22 protein-coding genes are annotated in these 25,161 nt (G+C 49.8%); 16 read left to right on the top strand and 6 right to left on the bottom strand.

Features of this window, described 5'->3' with window-relative positions; translation table 11 throughout:
* Positions 1-111: 111 nt before the first annotated feature.
* The gene (locus LAJLEIBI_RS17270) at positions 112-1,620 is read left to right on the top strand and encodes a flagellin N-terminal helical domain-containing protein (protein ID WP_147570508.1); all 1,509 of its coding nucleotides are present in this window, start codon (positions 112-114) and stop codon (positions 1,618-1,620) included.
* 563 nt (positions 1,621-2,183) lie between these two features.
* Positions 2,184-4,214, top strand: a complete 2,031-nt coding sequence (locus LAJLEIBI_RS17260) for a leucine-rich repeat domain-containing protein (protein ID WP_149301994.1) — start codon at positions 2,184-2,186, stop codon at positions 4,212-4,214.
* 193 nt (positions 4,215-4,407) lie between these two features.
* Here the strand turns inward: LAJLEIBI_RS17260 and LAJLEIBI_RS17255 are convergent, their stop codons facing one another.
* The 4 genes from LAJLEIBI_RS17255 to LAJLEIBI_RS17240 are packed head-to-tail and all read right to left on the bottom strand — an operon-like array spanning position 4,408 to position 8,947.
* The gene (locus LAJLEIBI_RS17255; RefSeq protein WP_006443438.1) at positions 4,408-5,496 is read right to left on the bottom strand and encodes a protein-glutamate methylesterase/protein-glutamine glutaminase; all 1,089 of its coding nucleotides are present in this window, start codon (positions 5,494-5,496) and stop codon (positions 4,408-4,410) included.
* Positions 5,497-5,536: 40 nt separating this feature from the next.
* Entirely contained in the window at positions 5,537-6,346 is an 810-nt protein-coding gene (locus tag LAJLEIBI_RS17250; RefSeq protein ID WP_006443437.1) for a CheR family methyltransferase, read from the bottom strand.
* 24 nt (positions 6,347-6,370) lie between these two features.
* Complete coding sequence (locus LAJLEIBI_RS17245) at positions 6,371-6,838, bottom strand: chemotaxis protein CheW (protein WP_040435100.1); 468 nt, start codon at positions 6,836-6,838, stop codon at positions 6,371-6,373.
* A 24-nt stretch (positions 6,839-6,862) separates the two neighbouring features.
* A complete protein-coding gene (locus tag LAJLEIBI_RS17240) occupies positions 6,863-8,947 on the bottom strand; it encodes a chemotaxis protein CheA (RefSeq protein WP_006443435.1) in 2,085 nt (694 codons plus the stop codon).
* 132 nt (positions 8,948-9,079) lie between these two features.
* Between LAJLEIBI_RS17240 and LAJLEIBI_RS17235 the strand changes: the two genes are divergently transcribed.
* On the top strand, positions 9,080-10,519 hold the full coding sequence (locus LAJLEIBI_RS17235) for a hypothetical protein (protein ID WP_006443434.1): 1,440 nt from the start codon (positions 9,080-9,082) through the stop codon (positions 10,517-10,519).
* Positions 10,506-10,859, top strand: coding sequence for an EscU/YscU/HrcU family type III secretion system export apparatus switch protein (locus tag LAJLEIBI_RS17230; protein WP_006443433.1), 354 nt, complete (start codon positions 10,506-10,508; stop codon positions 10,857-10,859). The genes LAJLEIBI_RS17235 and LAJLEIBI_RS17230 overlap by 14 nt, the downstream gene beginning before the upstream one ends.
* A 2-nt stretch (positions 10,860-10,861) precedes the next feature.
* Here LAJLEIBI_RS17230 and LAJLEIBI_RS17225 read toward each other — a convergent pair whose 3' ends face one another.
* Positions 10,862-11,470 (bottom strand): PilZ domain-containing protein, encoded by a 609-nt coding sequence (locus LAJLEIBI_RS17225; protein ID WP_006443432.1) that lies wholly within the window; start codon positions 11,468-11,470, stop codon positions 10,862-10,864.
* A 126-nt stretch (positions 11,471-11,596) separates the two neighbouring features.
* Here LAJLEIBI_RS17225 and LAJLEIBI_RS18850 point away from each other — a divergent pair, with 126 nt between their 5' ends.
* Entirely contained in the window at positions 11,597-12,334 is a 738-nt protein-coding gene (locus LAJLEIBI_RS18850; protein WP_050765512.1) for a lytic transglycosylase domain-containing protein, read from the top strand.
* Between the two features lie 448 nt (positions 12,335-12,782).
* Here the strand turns inward: LAJLEIBI_RS18850 and LAJLEIBI_RS17215 are convergent, their stop codons facing one another.
* Positions 12,783-14,579 (bottom strand): methyl-accepting chemotaxis protein, encoded by a 1,797-nt coding sequence (locus tag LAJLEIBI_RS17215; RefSeq protein ID WP_006443428.1) that lies wholly within the window; start codon positions 14,577-14,579, stop codon positions 12,783-12,785.
* 445 nt (positions 14,580-15,024) lie between these two features.
* Between LAJLEIBI_RS17215 and LAJLEIBI_RS17210 the strand changes: the two genes are divergently transcribed.
* The 11 genes from LAJLEIBI_RS17210 to LAJLEIBI_RS17160 all read left to right on the top strand — a co-directional run bounded on the left by LAJLEIBI_RS17210 (position 15,025) and on the right by LAJLEIBI_RS17160 (position 25,159).
* Positions 15,025-17,154 (top strand): sensor domain-containing diguanylate cyclase, encoded by a 2,130-nt coding sequence (locus LAJLEIBI_RS17210; protein ID WP_167534353.1) that lies wholly within the window; start codon positions 15,025-15,027, stop codon positions 17,152-17,154.
* 69 nt (positions 17,155-17,223) lie between these two features.
* Positions 17,224-17,601 carry a flagellar basal body rod protein FlgB gene (gene flgB / locus LAJLEIBI_RS17205; RefSeq protein ID WP_171031648.1) on the top strand — a complete coding sequence of 126 codons (378 nt, stop codon included), beginning with the start codon at positions 17,224-17,226 and terminating at the stop codon, positions 17,599-17,601.
* 10 nt (positions 17,602-17,611) lie between these two features.
* Positions 17,612-17,920, top strand: coding sequence for a flagellar hook-basal body complex protein FliE (gene fliE / locus LAJLEIBI_RS17200; protein ID WP_006443423.1), 309 nt, complete (start codon positions 17,612-17,614; stop codon positions 17,918-17,920).
* A 31-nt stretch (positions 17,921-17,951) separates the two neighbouring features.
* Positions 17,952-19,562, top strand: a complete 1,611-nt coding sequence (gene fliF, locus LAJLEIBI_RS17195; RefSeq protein ID WP_006443422.1) for a flagellar basal-body MS-ring/collar protein FliF — start codon at positions 17,952-17,954, stop codon at positions 19,560-19,562.
* A complete protein-coding gene (gene fliG, locus LAJLEIBI_RS17190; protein WP_006443421.1) occupies positions 19,525-20,565 on the top strand; it encodes a flagellar motor switch protein FliG in 1,041 nt (346 codons plus the stop codon). Before fliF ends, fliG begins: the two co-directional genes overlap by 38 nt.
* Positions 20,549-21,307: a FliH/SctL family protein gene (locus LAJLEIBI_RS17185; RefSeq protein WP_006443419.1), complete on the top strand. Its 759-nt coding sequence runs from the start codon at positions 20,549-20,551 to the stop codon at positions 21,305-21,307. Before fliG ends, LAJLEIBI_RS17185 begins: the two co-directional genes overlap by 17 nt.
* Before the next feature lie 20 nt (positions 21,308-21,327).
* Positions 21,328-22,635 (top strand): flagellar protein export ATPase FliI, encoded by a 1,308-nt coding sequence (fliI, locus tag LAJLEIBI_RS17180; RefSeq protein WP_006443418.1) that lies wholly within the window; start codon positions 21,328-21,330, stop codon positions 22,633-22,635.
* 34 nt (positions 22,636-22,669) lie between these two features.
* A complete protein-coding gene (gene fliJ / locus LAJLEIBI_RS17175; RefSeq protein ID WP_006443417.1) occupies positions 22,670-23,122 on the top strand; it encodes a flagellar export protein FliJ in 453 nt (150 codons plus the stop codon).
* Positions 23,123-23,176: 54 nt separating this feature from the next.
* Positions 23,177-24,274 (top strand): flagellar hook-length control protein FliK, encoded by a 1,098-nt coding sequence (locus LAJLEIBI_RS17170; RefSeq protein ID WP_040435097.1) that lies wholly within the window; start codon positions 23,177-23,179, stop codon positions 24,272-24,274.
* A gap of 14 nt (positions 24,275-24,288) precedes the next feature.
* Positions 24,289-24,804: a flagellar hook capping FlgD N-terminal domain-containing protein gene (locus LAJLEIBI_RS17165; RefSeq protein ID WP_006443415.1), complete on the top strand. Its 516-nt coding sequence runs from the start codon at positions 24,289-24,291 to the stop codon at positions 24,802-24,804.
* Positions 24,791-25,159, top strand: coding sequence for a TIGR02530 family flagellar biosynthesis protein (locus tag LAJLEIBI_RS17160; RefSeq protein WP_006443414.1), 369 nt, complete (start codon positions 24,791-24,793; stop codon positions 25,157-25,159). The genes LAJLEIBI_RS17165 and LAJLEIBI_RS17160 overlap by 14 nt, the downstream gene beginning before the upstream one ends.
* The last annotated feature ends 2 nt before the right edge of the window (positions 25,160-25,161 follow it).

Here is a 25,161-nt window from a genome sequence, read left to right as displayed (position 1 = left end):
ATAAAATGCCTCCGACTTATAATTCCTTCCCAATGATTAAATATTATACCAAAGGGAAACAGCACAGGGCAGGGAAGCCCTGGGAAAAACTAATTCAAGGAGGAATTATATATGAGAATCCAACATAATATCGCGGCTTTGAATTCATACCGCAACTTAACAAACAATAATGGCGCTGTATCAAAGAATCTTGAAAAGTTATCTTCTGGTTACAGAATCAACCGCGCAGGCGATGACGCTGCTGGTCTTGCTATTTCTGAAAAGATGCGTGCACAGATCACAGGTCTTGAGACTGCTCAGAAGAATGCTAATGACGGTATTTCTTTAGTACAGACAGCTGAAGGTGCTCTTACAGAAGTTCACTCTATGCTGAACCGTATGGTAGAGCTGGCTGACCAGTCTGCCAATGGTACATACGACAATGAGACAGACCGTGCAAACCTGCAGAAAGAAATCCAGTCTCTGAAAGATGAGATCGACAGAATTTCTGAAGGCACTAACTTTAATGGTATCAACTTGTTAGATGGTTCCCTTGGAAGTGGAACAACTGGAGTTACTGCTGCGAGTGCTGCAAATACAGCTGCAACTGCCGGTAACTTTGATGCTCAGGTTAACTTCTCATTCTCGGGATTAGAAGCTGGCAAGACAGTAACCGTTAAGACAGTTGCAAAAGGAACTGCTTCCGGAATCACCGCAGATGCCAGCGGTAATATTACACTTGCCCTGGAAGCGGAAGCAAATAAAACATATACACAGGCTGATATTGATAAACTTATCAATGATGCCACTCTCCCGAAGTCTGCTTCAGGCTTAAAGATAACGATTGATAATGATATTAAGATTGGTACTACTGACGGTGCAGCAGATGTTGTACAGGTTAACGCTGCAGTAGTTGCTGCTGCTAAGAATTCCAGTGCAACTGATGCCGCAAACGGTATTACCGTTACAGCCAACACAGCAGGAAGTGGAAATGATGGCCACACCCTTACTTTTGACAATACCACTGGCAATGCAAAAGGTGTTACTGTTCTGGCCAACGGCAACGTAACAATCAACTTGGCTGGCGGAAATTATACCGCTTCTGAGATTAACTCTATGCTGGCTAAAGCTGGCGCTGATATGACAGTATCATTCGACGGAACTAAGTCAGATGCGGATCTTAAAGGAGCAGGAGCAGCAGGTGTATTTACACTGGCTGGTGGTGCAGGACTTGCATCAGGTGGTGGTCTTACCCTTCAGATTGGTGATACGGCAGATTCTTTTAATCAATTGACCGTTAAAGTAGGCAATATGTCTTCGACTTCTCTTGGAATAGGCGCAATTGACATCTCCACACAAGAAGGTGGAAAAGCTGCAGTTGACCTTATTAAGAGTGCCATCAATCAGGTATCCTCTACACGAGGTGACCTCGGTGCGATCCAGAATCGTCTGGAACACACCATCAACAACTTAAGTGTAACGACAGAGAACATGACAGCAGCAGAAAGCCGTATCCGTGACGTTGACATGGCTAACGAGATGATGGCTTACACGAAGAACAACATTCTTGTACAGGCTTCTCAGGCTATGCTTGCACAGGCAAACCAGATTCCTCAGGGAGTTCTTCAGTTATTACAGTAAACCAGATCATAAAAATGAATAATCAATAAAAAAATGAGCGTTTTTGGCAGTGAGCCATAAAGAAGTATAAAGAAAAAAACGGCTTATGCCAAGTGAACGGGAAAACAAAAAGCTCCAAGTGATGAAGCATCATTACAGGGAGCTTTTTGCGTGCCTGCCGGTTAAAAACGGAATCATGCAGGGACGAAGGTATAAATTTTTCAACCTTCGCCCTTTTTTGCGCCTCTTATGGTAAAATGAAAGCGGAATAAACCATACACGCAGAAAGTCTTTACAGGCTTTCTGTTTTGCTTTCTTCGTGAGGGCAACGAGCCGGGCGGCGAATATCTGATCACAAGGGGGTACCCCCTTGTTGTGCCTGTTACACAGGCACAACAATTCCCTCTGTCCGCCCTCTTGTACAAAGCCTCCGGAGAAGCCGCGGAAAAGAGCGGGACAATAGCCCCCGGCAGTCTTTCGATTCCCTGCGAAGCGGCCGGCGCCCGGACCTGGACCGTCTGTATACGCGCAACGGCACCGCGCAGTTACGCGGCAACTAAAAAAGGTGACCTGAAGGAGGATAAATGATGAAAGTTGAGATGAGAACGAAAAAGCGGTTGGGCTTTGTGCTGTGCGCGGCGCTTCTTTTCTGCGGAAATGTGCCCGCTGTGGCCTTTGCCGCAAACGACGGCTGTACCCATGTTCACGACGGGAGCTGCGGCTATGTCCCCGCTGTGGAGGGGGCGCCCTGCGGCCATGTGCATGATGAAAGCTGCGACGGGCTGCCGGTAAGAATAAACGTCCCGACAGATTATGAGGAAGACGGAGGCGGGGCATCCAACTCGGACACCGGAACGCCGGCCGTACAGGCGGAAACAGCCGTCGGCGTGACGCTCCCTGCCGCCACCGATAGGGATGCGTCAGCCGATACCTTTGAGGCCGGCGGCCTTGAGTACAAGGTGCTGACAAGTGGCGCGGATCTTCGCACCGTATCCCTGACCGGCTGGGGAGCGGGCGGCGCGCAGGCCACCCTCGTTATCCCTGCTACGGTCCAGGATGGCGGCGGGAACACCTATAAGGTGACGGAGATTGCGGAAAGGGCCTTTGCAGGAGGAACAGCGGCCACCACTCTGGACATCACCGGGGCGGTGAATCTTGTGCAGATTCATAACAATGTGTTTAAGAGTTGGAAAAACCTCACCGCGAACGGGCTGGACGTGTCCGGCCTGACAAACCTTACCACTATTGGAGCGTATGCGTTCTATGACTGTGGGTTCACGGGAGGGTTGGACGTGTCCGGCCTGACAAACCTTACCACTATTGGAGCGTATGCGTTCTATGACTGTGGGTTCACGGGAGGGCTGGATGTGTCCGGCCTGACAAATCTTACCACTATTGGAGAGGATGCGTTCAAAAACTGTGGGTTCACGGGAGGGCTGGATGTGTCCGGCCTGACAAATCTTACCACTATTGGAGAGGATGCGTTCAAAAACTGTGGGTTCACGGGAGGGCTGGACGTGTCCGGCCTGGTAAACCTTACCACTATTGGAGCGTATGCGTTCTCTAACTGTGGGTTCACGGGAGGTCTGGACGTGTCCGGCCTGACAAACCTTACCACTGTTGGAGAGGATGCGTTCGGAGACTGCGGCTTTTCCAGTGCGAGGCTGCCGGCCCAAATGACGGTCATACCCACGGGCTTGTTTTCGGGCTGCAGAAATCTGGCCGCGGCGGAGCTGCCGTCCGGTCTTACCAAAATTGGCGATCACGCCTTCCAAAACTGTGGCTTCACCGGCACGCTGGACCTGTCTGGTTATGCCCGGCTCACTACCATCAGCGGCAGTGCGTTTTTGGAGAATGCCGCTCTCACCGAAGTGCGTCTCCCCGCCGGCCTTACAAGTCTTGGCGATAGGGCGTTTCAAGAATGCTCCAGTCTCACCAGCCTGCGCTTTTACGGCGCAGACGCCCCCGCCATCGGCAGCTATATATTATCCGCAATGGCGGCAAACGCTACCACCGGCACGGTGTACTACCCCTTCGGCGGCGCGGGCTACAGCGCGGATGCTTTTGACAGTGGAAAAGGCATGGCCCAATTCGGCAGATGGACGTTTACCGCCTTTAACGCCACGGCCCCCATCCTTAAAGCTGGCACGGCTGTCCGTACGAGCGATACGGCGGCCAACGTTACCTTCACCAGCAGCAGGGCCGGTCGGTATTACTACGCCGTGGTGGACAGCGGCGCGGCCCGGCCCGCCATCGACACCACCGGCAGGGGCACGGCCTGTGGGACCGGCCTTCAGACGATCCGTCTCACCACCCTCTCTGCCGGAGCCCAGGACATTTACATCGTGGTGAAGGACGCGGACGGCAATGTGAGCGACCGCGGTTTCAAGATTCCGATACCGGCGTTTACCATCCCAGGCAAGGGCACGGCGGAGACCCGCACCGCGGACGGCGCGCCTCATACCAGGAATATCACCATCAATTCGGACACTGTCCCGCAGACGGGCGATCCGGCAGACATACTGCCCTGGCTGGTGATAATAGTGGCGGTCCTCCTGGGCTGCACCTCCCTGGCGGCCTATCGGAAATGCCGCGGCACAAAGCGTCGGGAGTGAGCGGGGAAAACTGCCCCGGATGTACCAGGCTTTATCAAAAGTGTGTATAAGGCGGGGGACAGGTTCCTGCCATAACCGGATACGTTTTAGAAAAGCCGCCGCGGTGATAAACCGGGGCGGCTTTGTTGATATTCTGTGGATTATTGAAAAAAGGGGTCATTTTGCCCCAAAATGTAGGAATTGCAGAGGGACATTATAGATTTTTTAAATATTTAACCGCTATATCCGCTATATTGCAGCAGGGGGCCTGTGTTACAACACCTCCCATACGGTGCGCGGCCATTGGCATGCCATATACGACGCAGGAATCTTTGTCCTGGCCGATCGTGTAGGCGCCTGACCGGCGCATGTGCAGGAGGCCTTCCGCGCCGTCCTGCCCCATGCCGGTCAGGATAATGCCGACGGCGGAACCGCCCGCGGCTTCTGCCGCTGAATGAAACAGAACATCCACAGAAGGACGGTGTCCGTTGACCTTTTCTGCGGGATAGCATTTGACGGTATATTTGCTTCCTATGCGGACGACTTTTGTCTGTAAGTCGCCTCCCGGTGAGATGAGCGCCAGGCCGGGTCTTATGATATCTCCGTTCTGCGCTTCCCGGACTTCCATTTTACAGAGCCGGTTCAGGCGGTCTGCATACATCTTTGTGAAGCCTTCCGGCATGTGCTGAGTGATGACGATACCGGGGATATCGGCCGGGAGTCTCTTTAGTATCTCAAGTGTTGCTTCGGTGCCTCCTGTGGAGGCGCCTATGGCGATCAGAGTGTTGTTGGCTTTTAGTGAAAAGTGTGCCTGGACGCTTTCTTTTGAAGCTGCAGAGCTGTCCGCGGGCGGCGGTGAAGCCGGTTCCAGGCTCGGGCGCGGCGGTTCCGGCAGCCTAACTTTGGCTCTGGAAGCTATGAGAATCTTCGCGCACAGGTTTTGTACGAACAGCTGTGCAGTATAGTTGCGGCTCATATCAGGTTTTTTGACAAAATCTACCGCTCCGTTTGAGAGTGCGTCAAACACATTGACATTGAGAGAAGATACGAGGATGACCGGGAGCGGATAGCGCGGAAGCAGTTTCTTTAAGAAATCAATCCCATTTATACCCGGCATCTCCACATCCAGCGTTATGACATCCGGTTTGAGTACAGGTATTTTTGTCAGAGCGTCGTATGGACTCATAAAATAACCGGCTACGTCTATATTGCTGCTGGCTTTTGGAAGTGCTTCAGATAGAAACCTGTCGAACACGAGAGAGTCATCTATTATGAGGACGCGTATTTTATTATTTTCTGTCATTTCATATCCCCTTTTTAAATCGTAATAACCTGCCGCATGCTTATTTGCGATATGCGGCAGGTATTACATATTTATAATCAATATTAGATTTTGGAAGGCTTTCGGAATGGCCGATGAACAGATATCCCCCCGGGACGGTGGAGTCATAAAACCGTTTTACGAGAGCCTCCTTGGTTGGCTGGTCGAAATAGATCATTACATTCCGGCAGAAGATAACATCGAATTGCAGTTTAAACCGTATCGGTTCCATGAGATTAAACCGCCGGAAGATCACATTTGATTTGATGCAGTCCGCCACCGTATAGAAACCTGGTTTAGACGACTTCCTGAAATATTTTCCCTTCCATCCCGCCGGAAGATTGCGAAGTGATTCTTCCTCATATTCGGCGGCTGCGGCTGTGTCAAGCACATTCTGTGAAATGTCGGTGGCGAGTACGCGCGTGTCCCACATTCCGGTTTTGGAACCAAAATAATCTTTTAGTATCATGGATAAGGTGTAAGGTTCCTGTCCCGAGGAACAGCCGGCGCTCCAGATGCTTAAGACACGGTTTTTCTTAGTCTGCTCAAGCCAGGGGAGGACTGTGGTGCGGAAGTAATCAAAATGTGCCTCCTCGCGCATGAAGTACGTATAGTTCGTCGTCAGCTTGTTGAGCATAATTTCGATATCCTCCGGACTTTTTCTGGAGAGGATGTGATCGATATATTCACTGAAAGTATTGTACCCCATGGATGTGATTACATTGGAAAGTCTGCCGGCAATGAGCTGCTGCTTGTGCTCCAGGTTGATGCCGTAATTTGTCTTGACGAAATTTACGAGCCGCTGAAAATCTCGTTCAGATAAGCTTAACATATGCAATACATCCCTTCTTGTTTATCAGATACGCAGTATCGCATCGCAGTCGAGCAGAAGCACAACGGTCCCGTCATCCAGTGATATCATGGCATTGGTGAGCTCCTGGCGGTTCTCGACCGGAATAGGAGAGGCTTCGGCAGTATCAATATCCTGCACCTGCAGCACGGTATCTACGGCAATACCTATCAGTGTAGAATTGATCTCCAATATGATGATACATGTAGTGGAGGTATATTCCCGGAATGGTTTGTTCATCCGCAGGCGGATGTCCATTACAGGGAGAACCTGCCCCCGCAGATTGATGATCCCCCTGATATAATCAGGAACCATAGGAAGGGGACGTATCATATAATTGGTGATGATCTCGATCACATTTTCCGTGCTGACGCCAAAAACAAGGCCGTCAGACATGAAAGTGAGAAAACGTTCTGTAGTTTCGGATACGACTATATCCTCTGCTGTCTCGTCTAGCATCATAGAATCTGGCATATATCTCTAACCTCCTTATTCCAGTTAAAACATTTCCTGGGCAGCTGTGTACACGCTGGCGACGTCGAGAATGATGCTGATATTCCCGTCTCCAAGTATAGTACATCCGCTGATTCCGGAATGCTTGATATTAAAGTTGTTCAGGTAAGACGGAAGCGGCTTCACTACAACCTGCTGTTCGCCGAGCAGCTGGTCTACAAACATACAGTAAGATTTGTCGCTTGCTTCCACCCAGATCAAAATGCCGTCTTCGATATTTGTGTATCCTTCTTCCATATTGAACATATCGTGGATACGTACGATAGGGAAGAATTCGTCCATGCACTTGATCATCTCATGTCCGGAAGCATCCAGAATGATATCTTTCTGCTCAGCCTTGAACGACTGCCGGATATGGGCGATCGGTATCGTAAATACATTTTTGCCGATGGATATCTCCATCCCGTTTACAATGGCGAGCGTGAGCGGAATCTTCAGAGTCGTACAGCTTCCCTGTCCTTTCTCACTTGTGATCGAGACGGTTCCGCCTATGGCTTCCACATTTTTCCTGACGACGTCAAGCCCTACTCCCCGGCCTGAATACTCGGTCACTTCCTGGTTTGTAGAAAAACCGGGCAGCATAAGCAGTGACAGTATCTCTTTTTTGGAATATTCTTCTTCCGGTTTCGTGAGGATGCCGTTTCTCGCTGCCTTGGCGAGGATGGCATCTGTATCCATACCCTGGCCGTCATCTTCCACAGTGATGATGACTTCGCTTCCCGTATGCCGTGCAGAGAGCTTGATCTCCCCCTGGGGAGGCTTGCCGGCGCTGATACGGGTCTGCACGTCCTCTTCAATGCCGTGGTCCATGGCGTTGCGCACGATGTGCATGATTGGGTCGCCGATACTGTCCACGATAGTTTTGTCCACTTCTGTGTCTTCTCCGACGATAGTGAGGCGTACATCTTTGTTCAGCGTTTTCTTCATATCCCGCACGATCCGGTTCATCTTCTGGAATACACCGGAGACGGAGACCATCCGCAGAGACATGGCGATATCCTGCAGGTCATCGGTCAGCTTGCGCAGCTGGCGGGCTGATTTGAGGAAGCTGTCCAGCTTCACATTCTGCAGTTCCGGCGAAGCGGTCACCATAGATTCCGTGATCACGATCTCTCCGACGATCGCCATGAGCTGGTCAAGCTTACTTAAGTTTACGCTGATCAGGCTCTGTTTCGCGTGGCCGGCGGGAGAAGGCTGTTTGGAAGCAGCAGGAGCGGCCGCTGCTTTATTTTCTTCCGAAGGGCTGCTTTGTTTGGCGGCAGGAGCTTCTTCTTTCTGAACGTCCTGAGGCCGTTCGATCAGTTCGTAGGAACGGATATTGCTCGTTGTGCTTATGATCTTTATGGCAGATTCCGCTTCCTCCTGTGAAAGAAAGGCGAGGTAAAATCCCTGCTCTGCAATGACGTCACTCGTATCGGAATTGGTCTCCACATCTTCCGGGGTAAAGGAAAATTCCAGATCGGTATCCTTCAGGGCGGTGATCAGCATAAAGGAGCGCAGATTTTCCATGCCGCAGTCTTCTTCAAAAAAGACGTGCACAATGTACGGGGCATTCATATCCGGAATGTCTTTTGGCGCTTTGCCGGAACTGGTCTCACTGCCTGGATCCCCTGCCTGTCCGGTATCAGACTGTGCGTTTGGCGCGTCTTTTTCATCTTTTGAGCGCAGTTCGTTCAAAAAACTGTTAATTTCATTTACAAAGCTGTCGATATTCATACTGAGAGGCTCGTTGTTTTCCACCTTTTCCACATCTGCCCTCAGCCTGTCGGTTGACTTGAACATCAGATTGAACAGTTCACTTTTCTGATCATCTGTCAGGGAACCTGTTCCATTTTCTCTGATAAAGAAGAACAAGTCTTCGATGTGGTGTGCTACCTCCATCAAAGGCTGGAATTCCAGCATTGCGGAGGAGCCTTTGATAGTGTGCATGCTGCGGAAAATCTCGTTAACATCGTCGGATGTGAATTCGCCTGCCTTCTCGGCATTGATGAGCAGTTCATCCAGCTGCTCCAAAAGAGAATTGGTCTCAAACAGATAAGTCTCAAGCAGGCTGTCAGTCATATTGTCCATAATCTTTGTGCACCACCTTATTTTTAATTTGTATTTAATAACATTGCAAATCCAGAGGATGTTATGTTAATGTACTCATATAGTCTATATATCGGCTGAAAATGTCAAAAGATAATTACAGTAGGTGAAAAAATGTCAAATATTTTAAAAGTAACGACCCCTGTGGCGGGATATGAAAATACGAATTCTGTGAGGACAAACCCGGTCAGAAATACGGATCCGGCCATCCAGGGACAGGTAAATCCCGAGAAGGTCATGAAGCCGGACGCAAGAAGTGATTCCGCGTCCCAGGACCAGAATGTAGGATTGAAGTTCCAGTATGAATCGAACTATGACAACTTCATACAGCAGATGCGGGAAATGCCTGCCATGGCGGAAGAATTTTCAAAACTGTTTTTTGAAAGGTTTTCTACACTGGCAGAATCCGGACTTCAGGACGGTTACGCGCAGCAGATCGCGGAGTTTCTCGCCATGGTGGACGTGGAGCCGAAGGAACTTCTGGCATTTGTCAAAGGTCAGGGCAATGCGTCTATCCGGTTTAACGGGGCGTTCTTTTCACTTCTCCGGCAGGTGATGGAACAGACGAATTCTGTGGAGCTTAAAAGCCTCGTGCTCGACTTCGTGAGACGGTATACGGATATGGCGGAGAGCCCGCACATTATGCACAATATCGGCCATCTGCTGGAAACGCTGAAAGGGAAAATGTTCCAGGACGCAGGGGAACAGCTTGAGTCCATGTCCGGGGAACTGAATTACAAGGCAGGGGCCGGCAGCAGCGGGATGGAGGAGAATGCCTCCATTTTGAAGGAAAAGATTCTTCCATTTCTCAACCGCTATATCTCAGGGACCCACGACCGGGGGACGCTGCGGGATATGACAGCCCAGCTGGCAGCGTACACGGCAAGGTGTGAGAACAGTTCCGGCGTACGGCTTATGGAGGCGTTCGGCGAGCTTATGAAATTCCAGGGAATGCAGAAGTATTTCCAGGGATTTGATCCGGCTATGCTCATGCAGGTGCTTGGAAACACAGAATTTGAAAAGTCGGTGCGCCAGCAGAAGTGGATGGACAAGCTGGCGTCACTCATAGACGAAGGCGTATCCGGAGCTGCGGGCAGTGAGAATAAGGCGGTGTTCAGGAATCTGATGCAGGCAGTGCTGCTCAATGAGAGTGTCTATATGCCGGTGCTGCACATGATGATACCGCTACAGATGAACGGCCGGCTGATGTTCGCAGAGATGTGGATCGACCCGGACGCAGAAGGAGACAGGCGGGAGGAAGACGGCAGCCGGAAGCGTACGGTACAGGGACTGGTAAAGTTTGACGTACAGGATGTGGGATTTTTTGACCTTTACTTTATTTACCAGGATGGGAATATCCGGCTTCAGATGAACTGTCCGGAAGCGCTGGATGAAAGCCTTGATGCCATACGCCGCGATATCACGCAGATACTGGCGGAAAATGAGATAAAGACGGAGGAACTGTTCGTCGAATCCGGACAGAGATCCATCCCGGTCTCCGAAGCATTTCCGAAAATATTTGAAAGGAAGAATTCGATCAATGTCAGAATTTAATGAATTGCTGAACAAAAAAGCGGTCGCGCTGACGTATGATGAGGACAAACAGGCGTCTCCGGTCATCGTGGCGTCGGGCATGGGGTATCTGGCGGAAAAGATTGTAGAGACGGCAGAAAAAAGCGGAGTGCCAGTATATGAAGACAACTCTCTGGCGACGCTTCTGACCCAGCTGGATCTCGGATCTGAGATACCGGAAGAACTGTATCAGGCGATCGTGGACATATATATCTATTTCCTGAATTACAAGCCAAAATCAGAGGAACCGCAGGAACAGGAGACGCAGGCAGAGGAACCTGAGGTACAGGAAGCGGATCCACCCGGGGAAGAACCGTCCTGATATCAGAACCGTTTGTTACGTGAATCCTGCTGGAAAACAAAGCTTCGGACCGACGCTTCCTGGCTGGATGTCATATCTGGAAACCGGCAGCCATATCCGGCATCATCGATACGGATGACCTCTGCAGTCAAGAGAAGCTCCTTCTGGCCGGCCCGGAAGGAGAGGGAAAACTGCTGTCCGGTACAAAGCGTGCAGGAACATATGACGAAAACGCCGCCAGCACTGATATCACGTATGGACGCGTCCGACCGGATCGTCTTTCCTTCGCCGTCTGTATAAGACAGACGGGCGGGGAGATCGACCCGGACCTTCAGATCATTTCTGCGCTGGAGGGCTGTGACGACCTCGCCGAAGGAACAGAGCGCGCTGCTGTGCTTCACTCCCGGGGAGACGGCATATTCCTTATAGTCTGAAAGGCGGCAGCTGCACGATACGAGACCCTTTGCGTTATCATAAAAGGTTACGAGCACTTCGGAGCGCAGAATATCGCCGTACGGTTCTTCAAAAGTAAGAAGCGCAGAGCGGTCTGCTATATGGGAAACGTGCGCATCGCAGAGATATTCGTTGTCTATCGTATAAATACTTGCTTTGTGGCAGTCTATCAGAAACATAACAGTACCCTTTCTGTTTTGACATTTATTAAAATCTGTTATAGTATAAAATTTATTATACGTTCGGATTTTAAAAATAACAAGAAGATTTTACAAAGGAAAAATATAAGAAGGAGAGGAAAGAAGATGGCGTATTACAATAACTATAATTTTGATCCTGTAAGCTTCGGCTCCGGACTGCCGGTAAATCTGTATTACGGACAGCACGGCAGCACGGAGCGCACGCAGCGGGCAGGCGCAGGCTTTTCGCAGATATTTGCCGCCAAGTCCCGGAAAAACAGCACAGCCACTCTGTTTGACAGCCTTCCGTCATCCATGAATGCCATATTTGAGGAGGCGGCTTCCAGGTTCGGCGTAGACGCGAATCTGCTGAAAGCCATCGGAAAGGCAGAATCCGCCTTTAATGCCTCGGCAGTCTCTCAGGCAGGCGCCATCGGAGTCATGCAGCTCATGCCGGCAACAGCGGCAGCGCTTGGAGTATCCAATCCTTATGACGCGAGAGAGAACATCATGGGAGGAGCTTCCTACATAGCAGATCTGCTGAGGAAATACGGCGGAGATGTAAAGCTTGCCCTTGCCGCGTACAACGCCGGAAGCGGAAATGTGGACAAGTACGGAGGTATCCCGCCCTTTAAAGAGACACAGTCATACGTGAAAAAAGTGATGGAATACGCAGGAGAAGACATAACAGTAAACGGAACCGTCTCCCAGGCGGCGTCACAGCAATATGAATCCGGAGAAACAGTTCCCCTGCAGGCCGTACAGGCAGACAGCGGATACTTGTCAAATCTCGTGGATCTGTTGCGTATACAGATGGAGATGAAACTCACCTCCATACTCTCAGATGTGGATGGGGAATTTTGAGGAAGTTTTGAGTGTTCTGGCAGTGGACGGTGAAGAGTGCGGATGCGCAGGGGTGCGGCAGGACGCTCCGTCAGATGGGGAGGCGTAACAGCCACAGTGCAGATCCATGTAACCCGCCAGGGAATCCTCCCAACGTTGGAGAATTTTGAGTCATGTGATGCAACAGGCGCAGGAAAGGCGGCGGGAAGCGGCGGGCCGTCGGAGGGAGCTTTGCCAATCCGTTAGTAAAAAAGACGCGGTATAAACAGACCAGGAACTGCGCATCAAGCGCAGTTCCTGAGACAGCTAAGCCGGAAAATCATCCAGATTTTCCGGCGCATCTGTCGGTGTCTGTTAATACCACGTCTTTTTTACTTACGGATTGCAAGCGCACTGACCGGTCCGCCGCTTCCCGCCGCCTTTCCTGCGCCGTACACCACAACCCCAATTCCCCAACAAAAATTCCCAATTAATACTTATCACTGGAGACCGGCTGTGTATAGCTTGAGTATGTACTCTCGGAAGTGTAGGAAGTCGTACTTGCCGCATTGTCTTTCCCGCGGATCTTGAAGGAACTCATCAGGTCTTTCAAAAGTCTTGCCTGCCCGGATAATTCTTCGCTGGCCGCCGCACTTTCTTCCGCCGTTGCGGAATTGGTCTGTACTACACTGGATATCTGGTCGATCCCCTGTGTTACCTGAGCGACAGAGTCAGCCTGCGTTTTGGAAGCTTCTGAGATAGAGTTTATCAGATTGACAACTTCCTGCGCGTTTGTAACTACCTTGCCCATGGCCTCGGCCGTCGTGTTGGCTATCTGAGTACCGTTCTCCACTGCTGAGATAGCGTTTTCGATCAATGCAGTCGTATTCTGTGCCGCATCCTGGCTTTTTCCGGCGAGATTACGTACTTCATCTGCGACAACTGCAAAGCCTTTTCCGGCAGAACCAGCGCGGGCGGCCTCTACAGCAGCGTTCAGAGCGAGGATATTTGTCTGGAACGCGATATCCTCTATTGTCTTGATGATCTTTCCGATCTGGTTGGAAGCCTCGCCGATTGCGGCCATGGCGTCTGTCATTTCGCTCATGTGCTGGTTGCTCTCATTGATATCAGAACCTACGTGATTGGACAGTTCATTGGCATTCTGCGCGTTTTCCGCATTGGCGGAGATCTGCGTTGAGATGTCGTTGATGGTAGCGGCCAGTTCCTGTACAGAGCTTGCCTGTTCGGTAGCCCCCTGGGAAAGCGCCTGTGCTCCGCTGGATACCTGATCGGCGCCTGCGTCTACCTGCACAGAAGCTTCTGTGATCTGTTCCATCGTATCGTTCAGGCGGAAGCAGATACCTCTGATTGCTTCCAGAAGAGGAGCAAAATCACCGATATACAGGTCCTTGCAATTGGAGGATACTGTGAAATCTCCGTTGCTCATGCCGCCTAGAAGCTGTTCTTCGTCTTTGATGATCTGGTTCAGCGCAGATACAATGATCTTGGAGCATTCTACCATTTCATTAACTTCTACTGTACCGCTGACATCCGGAACCGGTGTGGTAATGTCTCCCTGGGACAGCAGCTTGAGACGGTCCGCGCACCGCTGTATAGGCATTGCGATCTGCTGTCTCAGCCTTGCGGCTATTACGATGATCACAACGACAGCAGCTAAAAGGATAACTACAGCAGCCACCATTGCTATGATCGAGGCGTTCGTTAACGAGTCGATAACTTCATTGCCGCCTGTGACTTTTGACTCCATAAGATTTTGCATATCTGTCATGGCAGCCTGGTACAGAGGATCATTCTCGTCAGTTATCTTTTCTGCGACAAGATCTTCATTCTCTTTGTCAGCAGCCATGGCTTCCCCTGCCAGACCGAGGAGGCTTTCTTTATAAGCAGCATAGTCTGTCTCAAATTTCTTAAAGGCTTCTTTGCCGCCCTCCGTCTTAAGTGTAGGCCTTACGTCATCCATATGCGTGCTTACATCTGCCAAAGCCTTGTTCATTAATTCTTCTGCTTCAGAGACATGCTGCGGATCATCCAGCGCGATCGTCGCGAACAGGAGCTCCTGCGATTCTGCAAGCGATGCCATTGCCTGACCCGCATCTCCCTGGGCAAAGCCATAATTTTTTATGGCGCCGGTATACTGCGAATTCATGACATTAGTTACGATGATCCCGAGGATACCAGCTAAACTGGCGATAACTGTGACAATTGCAAAAGAAGACACGAGCTTCCTCCGGATCGTTTTCGTATTTTTTTGGAATGATTTTTCCAATTCTGATACACCACCTTTTCCCTTTTCTTTCGTTTTGTAATAAATACAGCTTATGAAGATAAATCACTCTTAATATATATCGGCACGATCATCTGATTCATAAGCATATCACGAATGCTTTTTATAAGGCAGAATTCAATACTTGAGTAAAATTGTACAGATTTGCGGTCGAAAAAAGGCGATAATTTGGGAAATATATGGAAATATTTGTAGACTTTTGTTTCCACAGTAAAAATTGTGATTTTCAGATTTTTTCTGCAAGAAGCTACTTATTAAAGCGATTATTCAAAGTAATAATATCATCCATGGGGGTAAAAGTCTACTTTTACTGCCACTGATCCCGCCCGTAAAGAACAGCGGCCTAAGCCTTGTACAGACAGGGAAAGACGAGGCTGCAGCGGCTTTGGGAACACGGGATAAAATGTTACGAAAGGATAAGAAAAATATGACTATTAGTGATAATGAGATATTATCTTTGATCGTAAATGAAGGTAATGATGTCACATATTTGTCTGATATAGAGAACTACAAGCTGTATTTTGTGAACAGAAAGGGTCTTGAAATCTTGGGAAATCCTGAGATGGAAGAGTGGTATGGAAGACCATGCTATGAGGTACTGCAGAACAGAAACAGTCCGTGCCCGTTCTGTACAAATCATCTGCTCAGCGAAGAATCCTTTTATGAGTGGAACTTTTACAACGAGTATATGAAGAGGGAATTTGTAAAGCGGGGCATCATTGTAAATTTTAACGGCAGAAAGACCCGCATGGAATTTGCCATGGATGTCACAAAGATCTGCGATATGGAGAGAAAACTGAAGCAGGAACTGGATGTGCAGAAGGTGCTTGTTGACTGTGCGCTTGCCTTAAACAGGGAGAGCAAGGAGGGAGATGAGTCTATCTACGCGTTCCTGACGATCATCCGGGATTATTATGATGCGGACAGGGCGTATATTTTTGAGATAACCGAGGAAAAGCAGTCGCTTAAGAATACATTTGAGATATGCCGCAAAGGAATAAAGCCCCAGATAGACAACCTGCAGGAGCTGCCGCTGTCTGCAGTGGACTGCTGGATGCAGGCGTTTGAAAAAGGCCAGATATATAATATCTCATCGCTGTCGAAGGAAAAAAATCATGATTCTGAGGAATACAGAATTCTGGCGGCTCAGAATGTAGACAGTCTTCTCGCGATGCCTCTCGTACTGGAGGGGGAGGTGATCGGATTCCTGGGGGTTGACAATCCGACGGTAAATGCGGATGTCGAGGTGCTGCTCAGGCTGACGCCTGAATTTATCGTAAATGATATAAGAAAAAGACAGATCTGGCAGGAAGCGAAAAACTCGGGATATATTGATGATCTGACAGGACTTGGAAACCGGAAGAAATCCCGGCAGATGGTTGAATGGCTGGAACAGCAGTATCAGGAAGAGTTCGGGATCGTTACAGTGGATATCGACAGTCTCAGGAATATCAACAATGCCTATGGATATGAGTGGGGCGACCATATGCTCAGATATGTGGCACAGACGCTCATAAAGTGTTTCGGAGATTATGTGTACCGTGTCGGCGATGATGAATTTGTGGCCTTTTGCCTGGATATCAGGAAGAGTGAGTTTGAAGAAGAGGTCAGGAAGCTGCAGAAGATCGCCAAATGGGATGAACAGCTGCAGATAGCGATCGGTTCAAGCTGGTTTGAAGGTGAGAGTGATATCGACTATCAGATCACTGTGGCCAATGAGAAAATGCATATCAACAAGGTGAAGAATTATAAGAGAGGAACTGTCGGACAGAAAAGTATTCAGAAGTACAGAGGCGTACTGGCAGAAAATCTTCAGAGAGAAATTGAGACCGGCAGATTTGTCGTATATCTGCAGCCTCAGATCAATCTGAAAAATAACCGGATAGGCGGGGCCGAGGCGCTCATAAGAAGACTGGATGAGCATGGAAATATCATCTTTCCGAATTCCTTTGTAAGCCGTTACGAAGGAGACGAAATAATCAGATATATTGATTTCTACGTGCTGGAAAGGGTGTGCCGCATCCTGAAGCAATGGAAGGAAAAAGGCCGCCAGGATGTGGGAATTGCCGTTAACTTCTCCCGTGTAACGATGATGGAAGATGAAGTAGTAGAGAAGATGAGGGCGGTCTGCAGGAAATTCGGGGTGGATCCCGGACAGATCACGATCGAAGTTACAGAGAGCATCGGTATGCTGGAGCGGGATACACTGAAAGAGCTTCTGGATGATATACAGAAGTCAGGCTTCCGCATTTCCCTTGATGATTTTGGTTCCCGCTATTCCGACCTGGCGCTGTTGTCACTGGCGGATTTCAATGAGATAAAGCTGGATAAGAGTCTGATAGACAGGCTGGAGATCGGCGGTAAGCCAAGAGTCATTGCAGAATATGTACTTCGCATGTGTATGGAGCTAAAGCTGACGCATTCTGTGGCGGAGGGGATCGAGACAGTGTCGCAGCGGGAGATCTTGAAGAACTTCGGCTGTGAACTAGGGCAGGGTTATCTGTTTGATAAGCCTATGCCGGTCGATGAATTTGAAAATAAATATCTGGAGCTTTAATTTTTTTTATCGACTCGTGTCGAATTTAGTCTATTTATGGAGAGTGAGTGTATGAATGGGATTAACAGTATGTACGGAAACACAATCGGAATGATGGAAAAGTCTCTGGATTTTCTCTGGACAAAGCAGGGGGTCACATCGAATAATATCGCGAATGTAGATACTCCGGGGTATAAATCTAAATACGTCACCTTTGAGGAGACGTTTCAGAGAAGACTTGCCGCGGCCACAAAGGCCGGGGACGGCCGCCAGGTAAGGCAGGCCATAGCCGGAGCGTCGGCCGTGGTCAATGAAACACCGGGGGAGACGGCGAGGCTGGATGGAAACAATGTAAATGCGGACGCGGAGATGGTGGAACTGACGCGGACAGCGCTTCAGTATCAGTATGGAATCAATTCTGTAAACAGTGATATCACAAGGCTCAGAACAGTGATCAAGGGACAGTAGGAGGGAGATCATGATAGAAAACGGATTTATCACCCCGATTCAGAGAATGGACTCTATCGGGACGTTAAAAAGAAATGAAAATGTAGAACAGAGCGGAAACAGCCTGTTCTCTGATATCTTTAATAATGCGGTAAAAGATGTCAAGGATACGCAGGCCAATCTGGAACAGCAGCAGTATCTGCTGGCAACGGGGCAGATCGACGATGCGCACACCGTTCCGATCGCCGCGTCGGAAGCGCAGATGGCAGTGGATATGCTCGTACAGCTGAGGAATAAAGCCTTAGAATCTTATAACGAATTGATGAGAATCAGCTTATAAGAATTAAATGAAAAGGACATAAGTCGAGGACATGGATAAGATAAAGCTTAAATTAGGTCAATTGAAAGATTTCCTTGGTAAATATAGCAAAAAGACGAAAATAATCGCCGGAACAGCCGCGGTTGCGGTGATCGCCGCGGCCGTCATAATCGCGCTCGTCCTGAATCATAAGGATTATACAACGCTTTTTACCGGGGTGACGGAAGAAGAGGCCACCAAAATTATCGGAAAGCTGCAGGAGTCAGGCGTTGACTTCCAGTACAAAGAAAACGGAGATATTCTGGTAGATGAGAAGGTTGCGGATAAAACCCGGGCAGACCTTGTGTATGAGGGTTATCCGAAGAGCGGGTTTACCTATGATGTATTTACAGAAAATTCAGGAGGAATGACGACCGATTCTGAGAAAGAGACGTATAAGCTCTATGATCTGCAGGACCGGATAGGCGCGACTATCCGCTTTTTTGACGGAGTGAAGGACGCAAAAGTCAATATAGCCCTGAAAGAAGAGCAGAAGTATGTTCTGGAGGAGGACGGGGAAAAGGCCGGAACTCCGAGCGCTTCTGTTGTTGTCACAATGGAGAGCGGGGAGTCGCCGTCCGAGAAGCAGGCGGCAGCGATCCAGCGCCTCGTGGCAAAAAGTGTGCCGGAGATGGAGATGGAAAATGTGGCTGTGTTTGACGGCAACGGGATCGAGGTCTCTGTAAACAAAGACGGGAGCAGCGCGTCCGGCAGCAATGCCACGGAAGAGATCGCGCAGCTCATAGAGATGCAGATATCAAAAAAAGTGATCAATGTCCTTGGTTCTTTTTACGGCGCGGAAAATATACGTGTATCTGCCCGCGGAAAAGTCAACATGGAAAAGGTCATCAGAGAATCTACGACGTACACGACGCCCGAAAAGATAGATGAAAAGGACAAAACAGGGATCGTATCCAGCGAGTCGACCACAAAGGATACTGTGAACGGCGGGGGCGCCGGGACAGGGGTTGCAGGCAGCGAGACCAATGCCGATACACCGGAATATAATGCCGGAACTGACAACAATGCTTCCGGTTCGGCCAGTGAATCAGCCACGAGAGACTACCTCGTAAATCAGGTGAAGGAGCAGGGAGAACTGGATACAGGAGTTCTTGAGGATTTGACGGTGTCCGTAGCCATCAACGGTAAAAATGCCGGAAATATCAGTATGAACGAACTGAGAGACCTGGTCGGAAATGCGACAGGTATCGCCGCTGCCGACAGGCTGGAGAAGATAACGATCGTAAATGCCCCGTTCTATGAAGAGAACGCGGATAAGGATACGAAAGAAGTATCAAATATACTCAAAAATATAAAGGATAATCTTCCGGTCATTGCCGTTGCGGCTGTTATCGCCGTGGTGATAATCATACTTGCGGTGATCCTCATACGCAGAAGAAGAAAACGGCGCATGGAAGAAGAGGAGGAACTGGAAGACTTACTCATTCCGGATGTGACAGAGGAAATACGGAAACCTGAGATACTGAACCTGAAGAATGAAAAGAGCAGGGAGCTGCGTGAAAATGTAAGAGACTTTGCAGATGAAAATCCGGAAATATCCGCACAGATGATCCGAAACTGGCTGAATGGAGGAGAGCAGGATGGACGAAAAGCAGACGAATAATGCAGCCAATCTGTCTCCGGGCCGGAAGGCTGCGGCTGTTATAGCTGCTCTGGGCGCAGATAAGGCATCGAAAGTATATAAGTACCTGACTGAGGAGGAAGTAGAAAAGCTGACGCTGGAGGTGGCAAAGCTTGGCCATCTGGAGGCAGAGCAGACGGAAGCGGTACTGGATGATTTTTATAAATCATGCCTGACGCAGAAGGTAGTCACGGACGGCGGCATGGAATACGCGCGCTCCGTGCTGGAAAAAACCTATGGGGAATCAGTGGCGAACGAGCTTCTTAAGAAGATGACCAAGTATCTGAAAAACCGCTCCTTTGACTTTATCAGTAAGATGGATACGAAAAATCTCTTCTCCGTACTGCAGCATGAAAGGCCCCAGACGATCGCGCTGATTCTGTCCTATGTGGATTCCGGGCAGGCCGCGGCTCTCATAGCGGAGCTGCCGGAGGGCAAGCGGCTGAAGGTGGTGGAGAGCATCGCCAGGATGGAGAGCGCTTCTCCGGATGCCATCAAGATAGTTGAGACACAGCTGCTGAAGAAATTTGACAACATACTTACAACAGACTTTACGACGATCGGAGGTATTGATTATATCGCCGACGTTATGAACCATATGGACAGGAGCAATGAGAAATATATCTTTGACGAGATGGGCAAGGATGATCCGGACCTGGCGGAAGCGATCCGGAAGAAGATGTTCGTCTTTGAAGATATCCTGACGATGAATGACCGCTCTATCCAACGCTTTATACGTGACTGTGACATGAAGGATGTTGTCTATGCGCTGAAGAATGCGAATCAGGAACTGCTCCAGCTGTTCTTCTCAAACATGTCTACCCGTATGGCAGAGACGGTGCAGTCAGACTTGGAAGTTACGGTCAACGTGCGTCTGCGTGATGTAGAAGAAGCGCAGCAGCGGATCGTCAATATTATCCGGAAGCTGGATGAAGAAGGGGAACTGGTGATCGGCAAGGGCGGAAAGGATGACATCATTGTATAGGGTACTTAAGAATGAGAGAGAAAACAGCAGCAAGGCGCTGAAGTATGAGATCTATAAGGAGCTTTCCCTTGAGGAGGAGCCGGAAGCAGGCGCAGAGGATCATATGCAGGAGGAGCCGGAAAGTTCCGGGGCCGACAGCATACTGGAGGAAGCGGCCCGCCAGGCAGAACGCATACTGGACGCCGCCAGGAAAGGCGCGGATAAGATAAAGGAAGATGCCTGGCAGGAGGCATTCGCCCAAGGGGAAGAGGAAGGCTATAAAGAAGGCATCCGGAAGGCTCTGGAGGAAAACCGCCTCCGTTTTGAGGAAGAGATGGCGCAGCTGCAGGAGCGGATCGCCCGCTATGTGAAAGAGGTGGGGGAGGAAAAGGACAAGCTCCTGGAAAAATATATCGACGATCTGAAGAATATTGCGCTCTCGATCGGTGAAAAGATCGTTCAGACGAGCCTTCGCACGAGTGAGGACGTAGTCGAGCGGATGATACTGGCAGCGACGGAGAAGCTTAAGAAGGCGGCCTGGGCCAAAGTATACATAGGAAGCGGCAGAGAGACGCTAGATATTCAGGGAGATGCCGAGTTCCTGCGCAGTCTGTCCAAGATGGCGGACAGTGTAAAGGTCATCATGATGGACGAGGAAGAAAAAGGCACGTGCATCGTGGAGCTTCCTGACGAGATCATAGACATAAGTGTTGGGACCCAGCTTGAGAACATAAAGGAAATACTGAATAACGCTAGACTATAGCCGAGACTGGAGTGAAAGAGATGCTGAAAGACCTTCCGGGAATGATCATGAAAGCGGAGACGATCAACCATATTGGAAAGATAGAGAACATAACCGGCATGTCCATGGAGGCATCCGGGGGGAGCGCCAATATCGGGGACATCGTGCTCATCTATAACGAAGAGCAGAAAAAACAGATACCGGCAGAGGTGGTCGGCTTCCGGGGAGAAAAGATACAGCTTATGGCATACGAAAACATGCCGGGCATAGGGACAGACAGCTTCGTGAGAAGCACGAAGAAGCGGCTGAAGATACCGGTCGGCCAATTTCTGAGAGGAAGGATCATAGATGCCCTCGGCAACCCGATAGATGACAAAGGCCCGTTTGAATCCGAGCGGTACTACTATGTGGAAAGTCCCAAGATCAATCCGCTGTCGAGGCCGCCTATATCAGAGGAGCTGCACTTCGGCGTGAAGGCGATCGACGGGCTGAACACGATCGGAAAAGGGCAGAGGATCGGGATCTTCGCGGGAAGCGGCGTTGGAAAGAGTACGCTGCTTGGAATGATCGCCAGAAATGTAGAGACGGATATCAATGTGATCGCGCTTGTCGGAGAGCGTGGAAGGGAAGTCAGAGAATTTGTAGAAAAGGATCTCGGTCCCGAAGGAATGAAACGCTCAGTCCTTGTCGTAGCCACATCGGACCAGCCGGCGATGCTCAGGATGAAATGTCCGATCGTGGCGACAACGATCGCGGAATACTTCAAAGACCAGGGAAAGGACGTCCTGCTCATGATGGATTCACTGACCCGGTTTGCCATGGCCCAGAGAGAGATCGGGCTCGCCACAGGAGAGCCCCCGGTCGCGAGGGGATATACGCCGTCCATCTATGCGGAGTTCCCGAAGCTTCTCGAAAGAAGCGGCAAGTTTGAAAATGGTTCCATCACCGGGGTGTACACCGTTCTGGTGGAGGGTGACGACACGAATGAGCCGGTGGCGGACACGGTGAGAGGTATTCTGGACGGTCATATCGTGTTAAGCCGAAAGCTTGCAAATGCAAATCATTTTCCGGCGATCGACGTAAGCGCAAGCATTTCCCGTCTGATGACGGACATTGTAACTGAGGAGCACCGGGAACTGGCGTCAAAGCTGCGTGACATTCTGAGCGTGTATGAACAGAATGAAGATCTGATCTCCATAGGCGCTTACAAATCAGGAACAAACGAGAAGCTCGATCACGCGATCTCTAAAATAGAACAGGTGAACCGGTTTCTCATGCAGGAGATCGATAGAAAATACGAAAAAGACGAAATGCTGGATGTTATGAGAAAAATACTGGTTGATCAATAAATCATTCCCGGAGTCCGGCTGTGGAGGGATTCAGATGAAAAAATTTGCTTTTTCACTGGACAAGGTACTGACATATAAGGAACAGATCGAGCATAACCTGCGGGCGGAATATGCCCAGATCGTGCAGAAGGTCGCAAGAGAAGAGGAGCGGCTTCAAATGCTCGAGGAAGAGCACGCAGTCTGCCGCATGAGATATGAGGAAGAGAAGAACAGGGGAAGCACGATACGCCAGATGAAGATATATGAAGGCTATCTTGAGAGCGTGCTCTGGAAGATCCAGAAGACAGAGAAGATCATAGACAGGCTGAAAGTGGAGGAAGAAAAAAAGAGAGTGGAAGTTATCGCCGCAAAGACAGAGGCTTCTTCCATAGACAGGCTGAAAGATAAGAGAAAAAAAGAATACAATGCGGCTGAGAGAAAGGCAGAGGAAATATTTGTGGAGGAATTCGTTGCCAATACGTCTTCTGCCGCCGCAAGAATGGGATAGTAGCTGCATAGCAGTTTTACTATAAATATTACAAAAGAAAGGAGGGTGATGAAGATGAACACGATCGTGGCAGAAGTGCCGGGAACCGGCATGGCAGTCAACAGCGGACGAAAGGACAAAAGTCTGCACGGTGAAAAGCAGCTCAGGTTCGACGAGGTCTTGAAAGGACAAAAAGAGCAGCATGCGGCAAAGAAGGAAGAGAAACAGGAGACTGACGTTAAAGAAGAGACAGCCTCTCCTGCCGGCGCAGAGATACCGGCTGTGCCAAATGCAGAAAATGCAGCGCAGATCATGAGTGAAATGTACGTAACAGTCCCGGTTCTGGAAGAAAATGCGTACGTCACAAAAGAAAAGCCGGCGTCTTTACCGGAGCTTCAGGACATTACAGACATTACGGCGGACAGACCGGATATTAAGGCGCCTGAAAAACATGCGGATGCTTTAGCCGGCAGGGAAGGAACTACAAAGGAATTTTCCGTCAGAGAGATGCCCGGGGAACAGACTGAGACCATAAAGGATACATTTTCGCGAATGCCGCAGGAGCGTGAGATACCCGCAGAGCCGCAGCAGATAAAGCTCAGGGAAGACGAGGCAGGAGCAGGCGGAACAGGCGGTATGCGTGAGGAAAGAGACGACGCCAAAATAAGCGCGGCGGCAGTGAAGATACCGGAGGCAGGAGACAGAACAGCAGAGCATATACCGGTGGTCAGAGAGGTTCCGGCGGCACACAAGACGGTACATGCAGAAGACATACGCGCAGAGTACATGGACATGCTGAAAACAGATATTGTAAAGCAGATCGTATCGGGAAAACAGCAGTTCGAGGTTCAGCTCCATCCGGACAATCTCGGTACGCTTGTGATCAAGGCAGCCTATGAGGCGGGAAAGACCGTTATATCTATTGTGTGCAGTGAGGCCAGGACAATGCAGGCCATGTCACAGCAGGCAAAAGAACTGGCCGGGATCATGGAAGCGAGGACAGGCAATGAGACGGAAGTGATCGTTGAAAGACCCGCAGAGGATTATCTCCAGCAGGAGCAGAATGACCAGGGACAGGGCAGAGAACCGGACCGGCAGCAGAGAGAAAAGCATAAGGGAGAGTTTCACGAGAACTTTGATTTTCTGCAGCAGCTGAGGCTGGGACTGGCTTAGAGAGAGGAAGAGATATGAACACATTAGGAAATATTTTGGCCAATTATAATAATGCGGCGGCCGCAAGGACGAGTTCTGCAGGCAATTCAGCGGGGACGTCGTCATCGAAAGGTTCAAACGAGCTGACCATTAATGACTTCTATAAGCTTCTTTCCGCGCAGCTCAGATACCAGGATGCAGACAACCCGATGGATACAAGCGAGATGATGGCGCAGATGGTACAGACACAGATGATCCAGGCGATCACGGAGATGTCCGCCATTAATCTGGAGATGTATGCCATCAATACGATATCTTATGCTTCTTCCATGGTAGGAAAAACAGTGACTATGGCAGAGGTGGATGAGGACGGAAAATTTACCGGAGAGACGACGACCGGCACAGTCAGCGGGATCCTTATGGGAAATAACCCGAGTCTGTACATAGACGGAAAAGAGTATTCGCTGTCCCAGATCATGACGGTAGGGGAAGTGCCTGACTCGGCAATAGAAGACGGAGGGGACAAAGGAGAAGGCGATGGAAATACGTAATCTTTCCACGGTCCGGGAACTGCGTCTTCAGCATGAAGGTTACCGGCAGAAGGAGGAAAAGGCTGACTTTGGCGCTCTGTATGATAAAGAGATACAAAGGACGGGTCTTCAGTTTTCCAAACATGCCGCCATGCGCATGAGTGAGCGCGGCGTCGAGCTGACGTCAAAGCTTGCCGTTGATCTGAAAGAGGCGGTGGATAAGGCGCGGGACAAGGGAGCGAAGGACGTAGTCGTGATCGGAAGCAGCAGCGCGTTTATCGTAAACGTGACGAACAATACGGTAGTCACTACAATGAACGCACAGGAGATGAAGAATAATATATTTACCAATATTGACAGTGCCGTACTGCTATAGCC

It is taken from the genome of [Clostridium] hylemonae DSM 15053, assembly GCF_008281175.1.
In the GTDB taxonomy this organism is placed as follows: Bacteria; Bacillota; Clostridia; order Lachnospirales; family Lachnospiraceae; genus Extibacter; species Extibacter hylemonae.
This window is presented reverse-complemented; position numbering and strand designations above follow the sequence as displayed.

Bases quoted from the DNA above. Each gene is read 5' to 3' on its own strand.
- LAJLEIBI_RS17270 (WP_147570508.1), top strand. From the start codon at position 112: ATGAGAATCCAACATAATATCGCGGCTTTGAATTCATACCGCAACTTA.
- LAJLEIBI_RS17260 (WP_149301994.1), top strand. From the start codon at position 2,184: ATGATGAAAGTTGAGATGAGAACGAAAAAGCGGTTGGGCTTTGTGCTG.
- LAJLEIBI_RS17255 (WP_006443438.1), bottom strand. From the start codon at position 5,496: ATGACAGAAAATAATAAAATACGCGTCCTCATAATAGATGACTCTCTC.
- LAJLEIBI_RS17250 (WP_006443437.1), bottom strand. From the start codon at position 6,346: ATGTTAAGCTTATCTGAACGAGATTTTCAGCGGCTCGTAAATTTCGTC.
- LAJLEIBI_RS17245 (WP_040435100.1), bottom strand. From the start codon at position 6,838: ATGCCAGATTCTATGATGCTAGACGAGACAGCAGAGGATATAGTCGTA.
- LAJLEIBI_RS17240 (WP_006443435.1), bottom strand. From the start codon at position 8,947: ATGGACAATATGACTGACAGCCTGCTTGAGACTTATCTGTTTGAGACC.
- LAJLEIBI_RS17235 (WP_006443434.1), top strand. From the start codon at position 9,080: ATGTCAAATATTTTAAAAGTAACGACCCCTGTGGCGGGATATGAAAAT.
- LAJLEIBI_RS17230 (WP_006443433.1), top strand. From the start codon at position 10,506: ATGTCAGAATTTAATGAATTGCTGAACAAAAAAGCGGTCGCGCTGACG.
- LAJLEIBI_RS17225 (WP_006443432.1), bottom strand. From the start codon at position 11,470: ATGTTTCTGATAGACTGCCACAAAGCAAGTATTTATACGATAGACAAC.
- LAJLEIBI_RS18850 (WP_050765512.1), top strand. From the start codon at position 11,597: ATGGCGTATTACAATAACTATAATTTTGATCCTGTAAGCTTCGGCTCC.
- LAJLEIBI_RS17210 (WP_167534353.1), top strand. From the start codon at position 15,025: ATGACTATTAGTGATAATGAGATATTATCTTTGATCGTAAATGAAGGT.
- flgB (WP_171031648.1), top strand. From the start codon at position 17,224: ATGTACGGAAACACAATCGGAATGATGGAAAAGTCTCTGGATTTTCTC.
- fliE (WP_006443423.1), top strand. From the start codon at position 17,612: ATGATAGAAAACGGATTTATCACCCCGATTCAGAGAATGGACTCTATC.
- fliF (WP_006443422.1), top strand. From the start codon at position 17,952: ATGGATAAGATAAAGCTTAAATTAGGTCAATTGAAAGATTTCCTTGGT.
- fliG (WP_006443421.1), top strand. From the start codon at position 19,525: ATGGAGGAGAGCAGGATGGACGAAAAGCAGACGAATAATGCAGCCAAT.
- LAJLEIBI_RS17185 (WP_006443419.1), top strand. From the start codon at position 20,549: ATGACATCATTGTATAGGGTACTTAAGAATGAGAGAGAAAACAGCAGC.
- fliI (WP_006443418.1), top strand. From the start codon at position 21,328: ATGCTGAAAGACCTTCCGGGAATGATCATGAAAGCGGAGACGATCAAC.
- fliJ (WP_006443417.1), top strand. From the start codon at position 22,670: ATGAAAAAATTTGCTTTTTCACTGGACAAGGTACTGACATATAAGGAA.
- LAJLEIBI_RS17170 (WP_040435097.1), top strand. From the start codon at position 23,177: ATGAACACGATCGTGGCAGAAGTGCCGGGAACCGGCATGGCAGTCAAC.
- LAJLEIBI_RS17165 (WP_006443415.1), top strand. From the start codon at position 24,289: ATGAACACATTAGGAAATATTTTGGCCAATTATAATAATGCGGCGGCC.
- LAJLEIBI_RS17160 (WP_006443414.1), top strand. From the start codon at position 24,791: ATGGAAATACGTAATCTTTCCACGGTCCGGGAACTGCGTCTTCAGCAT.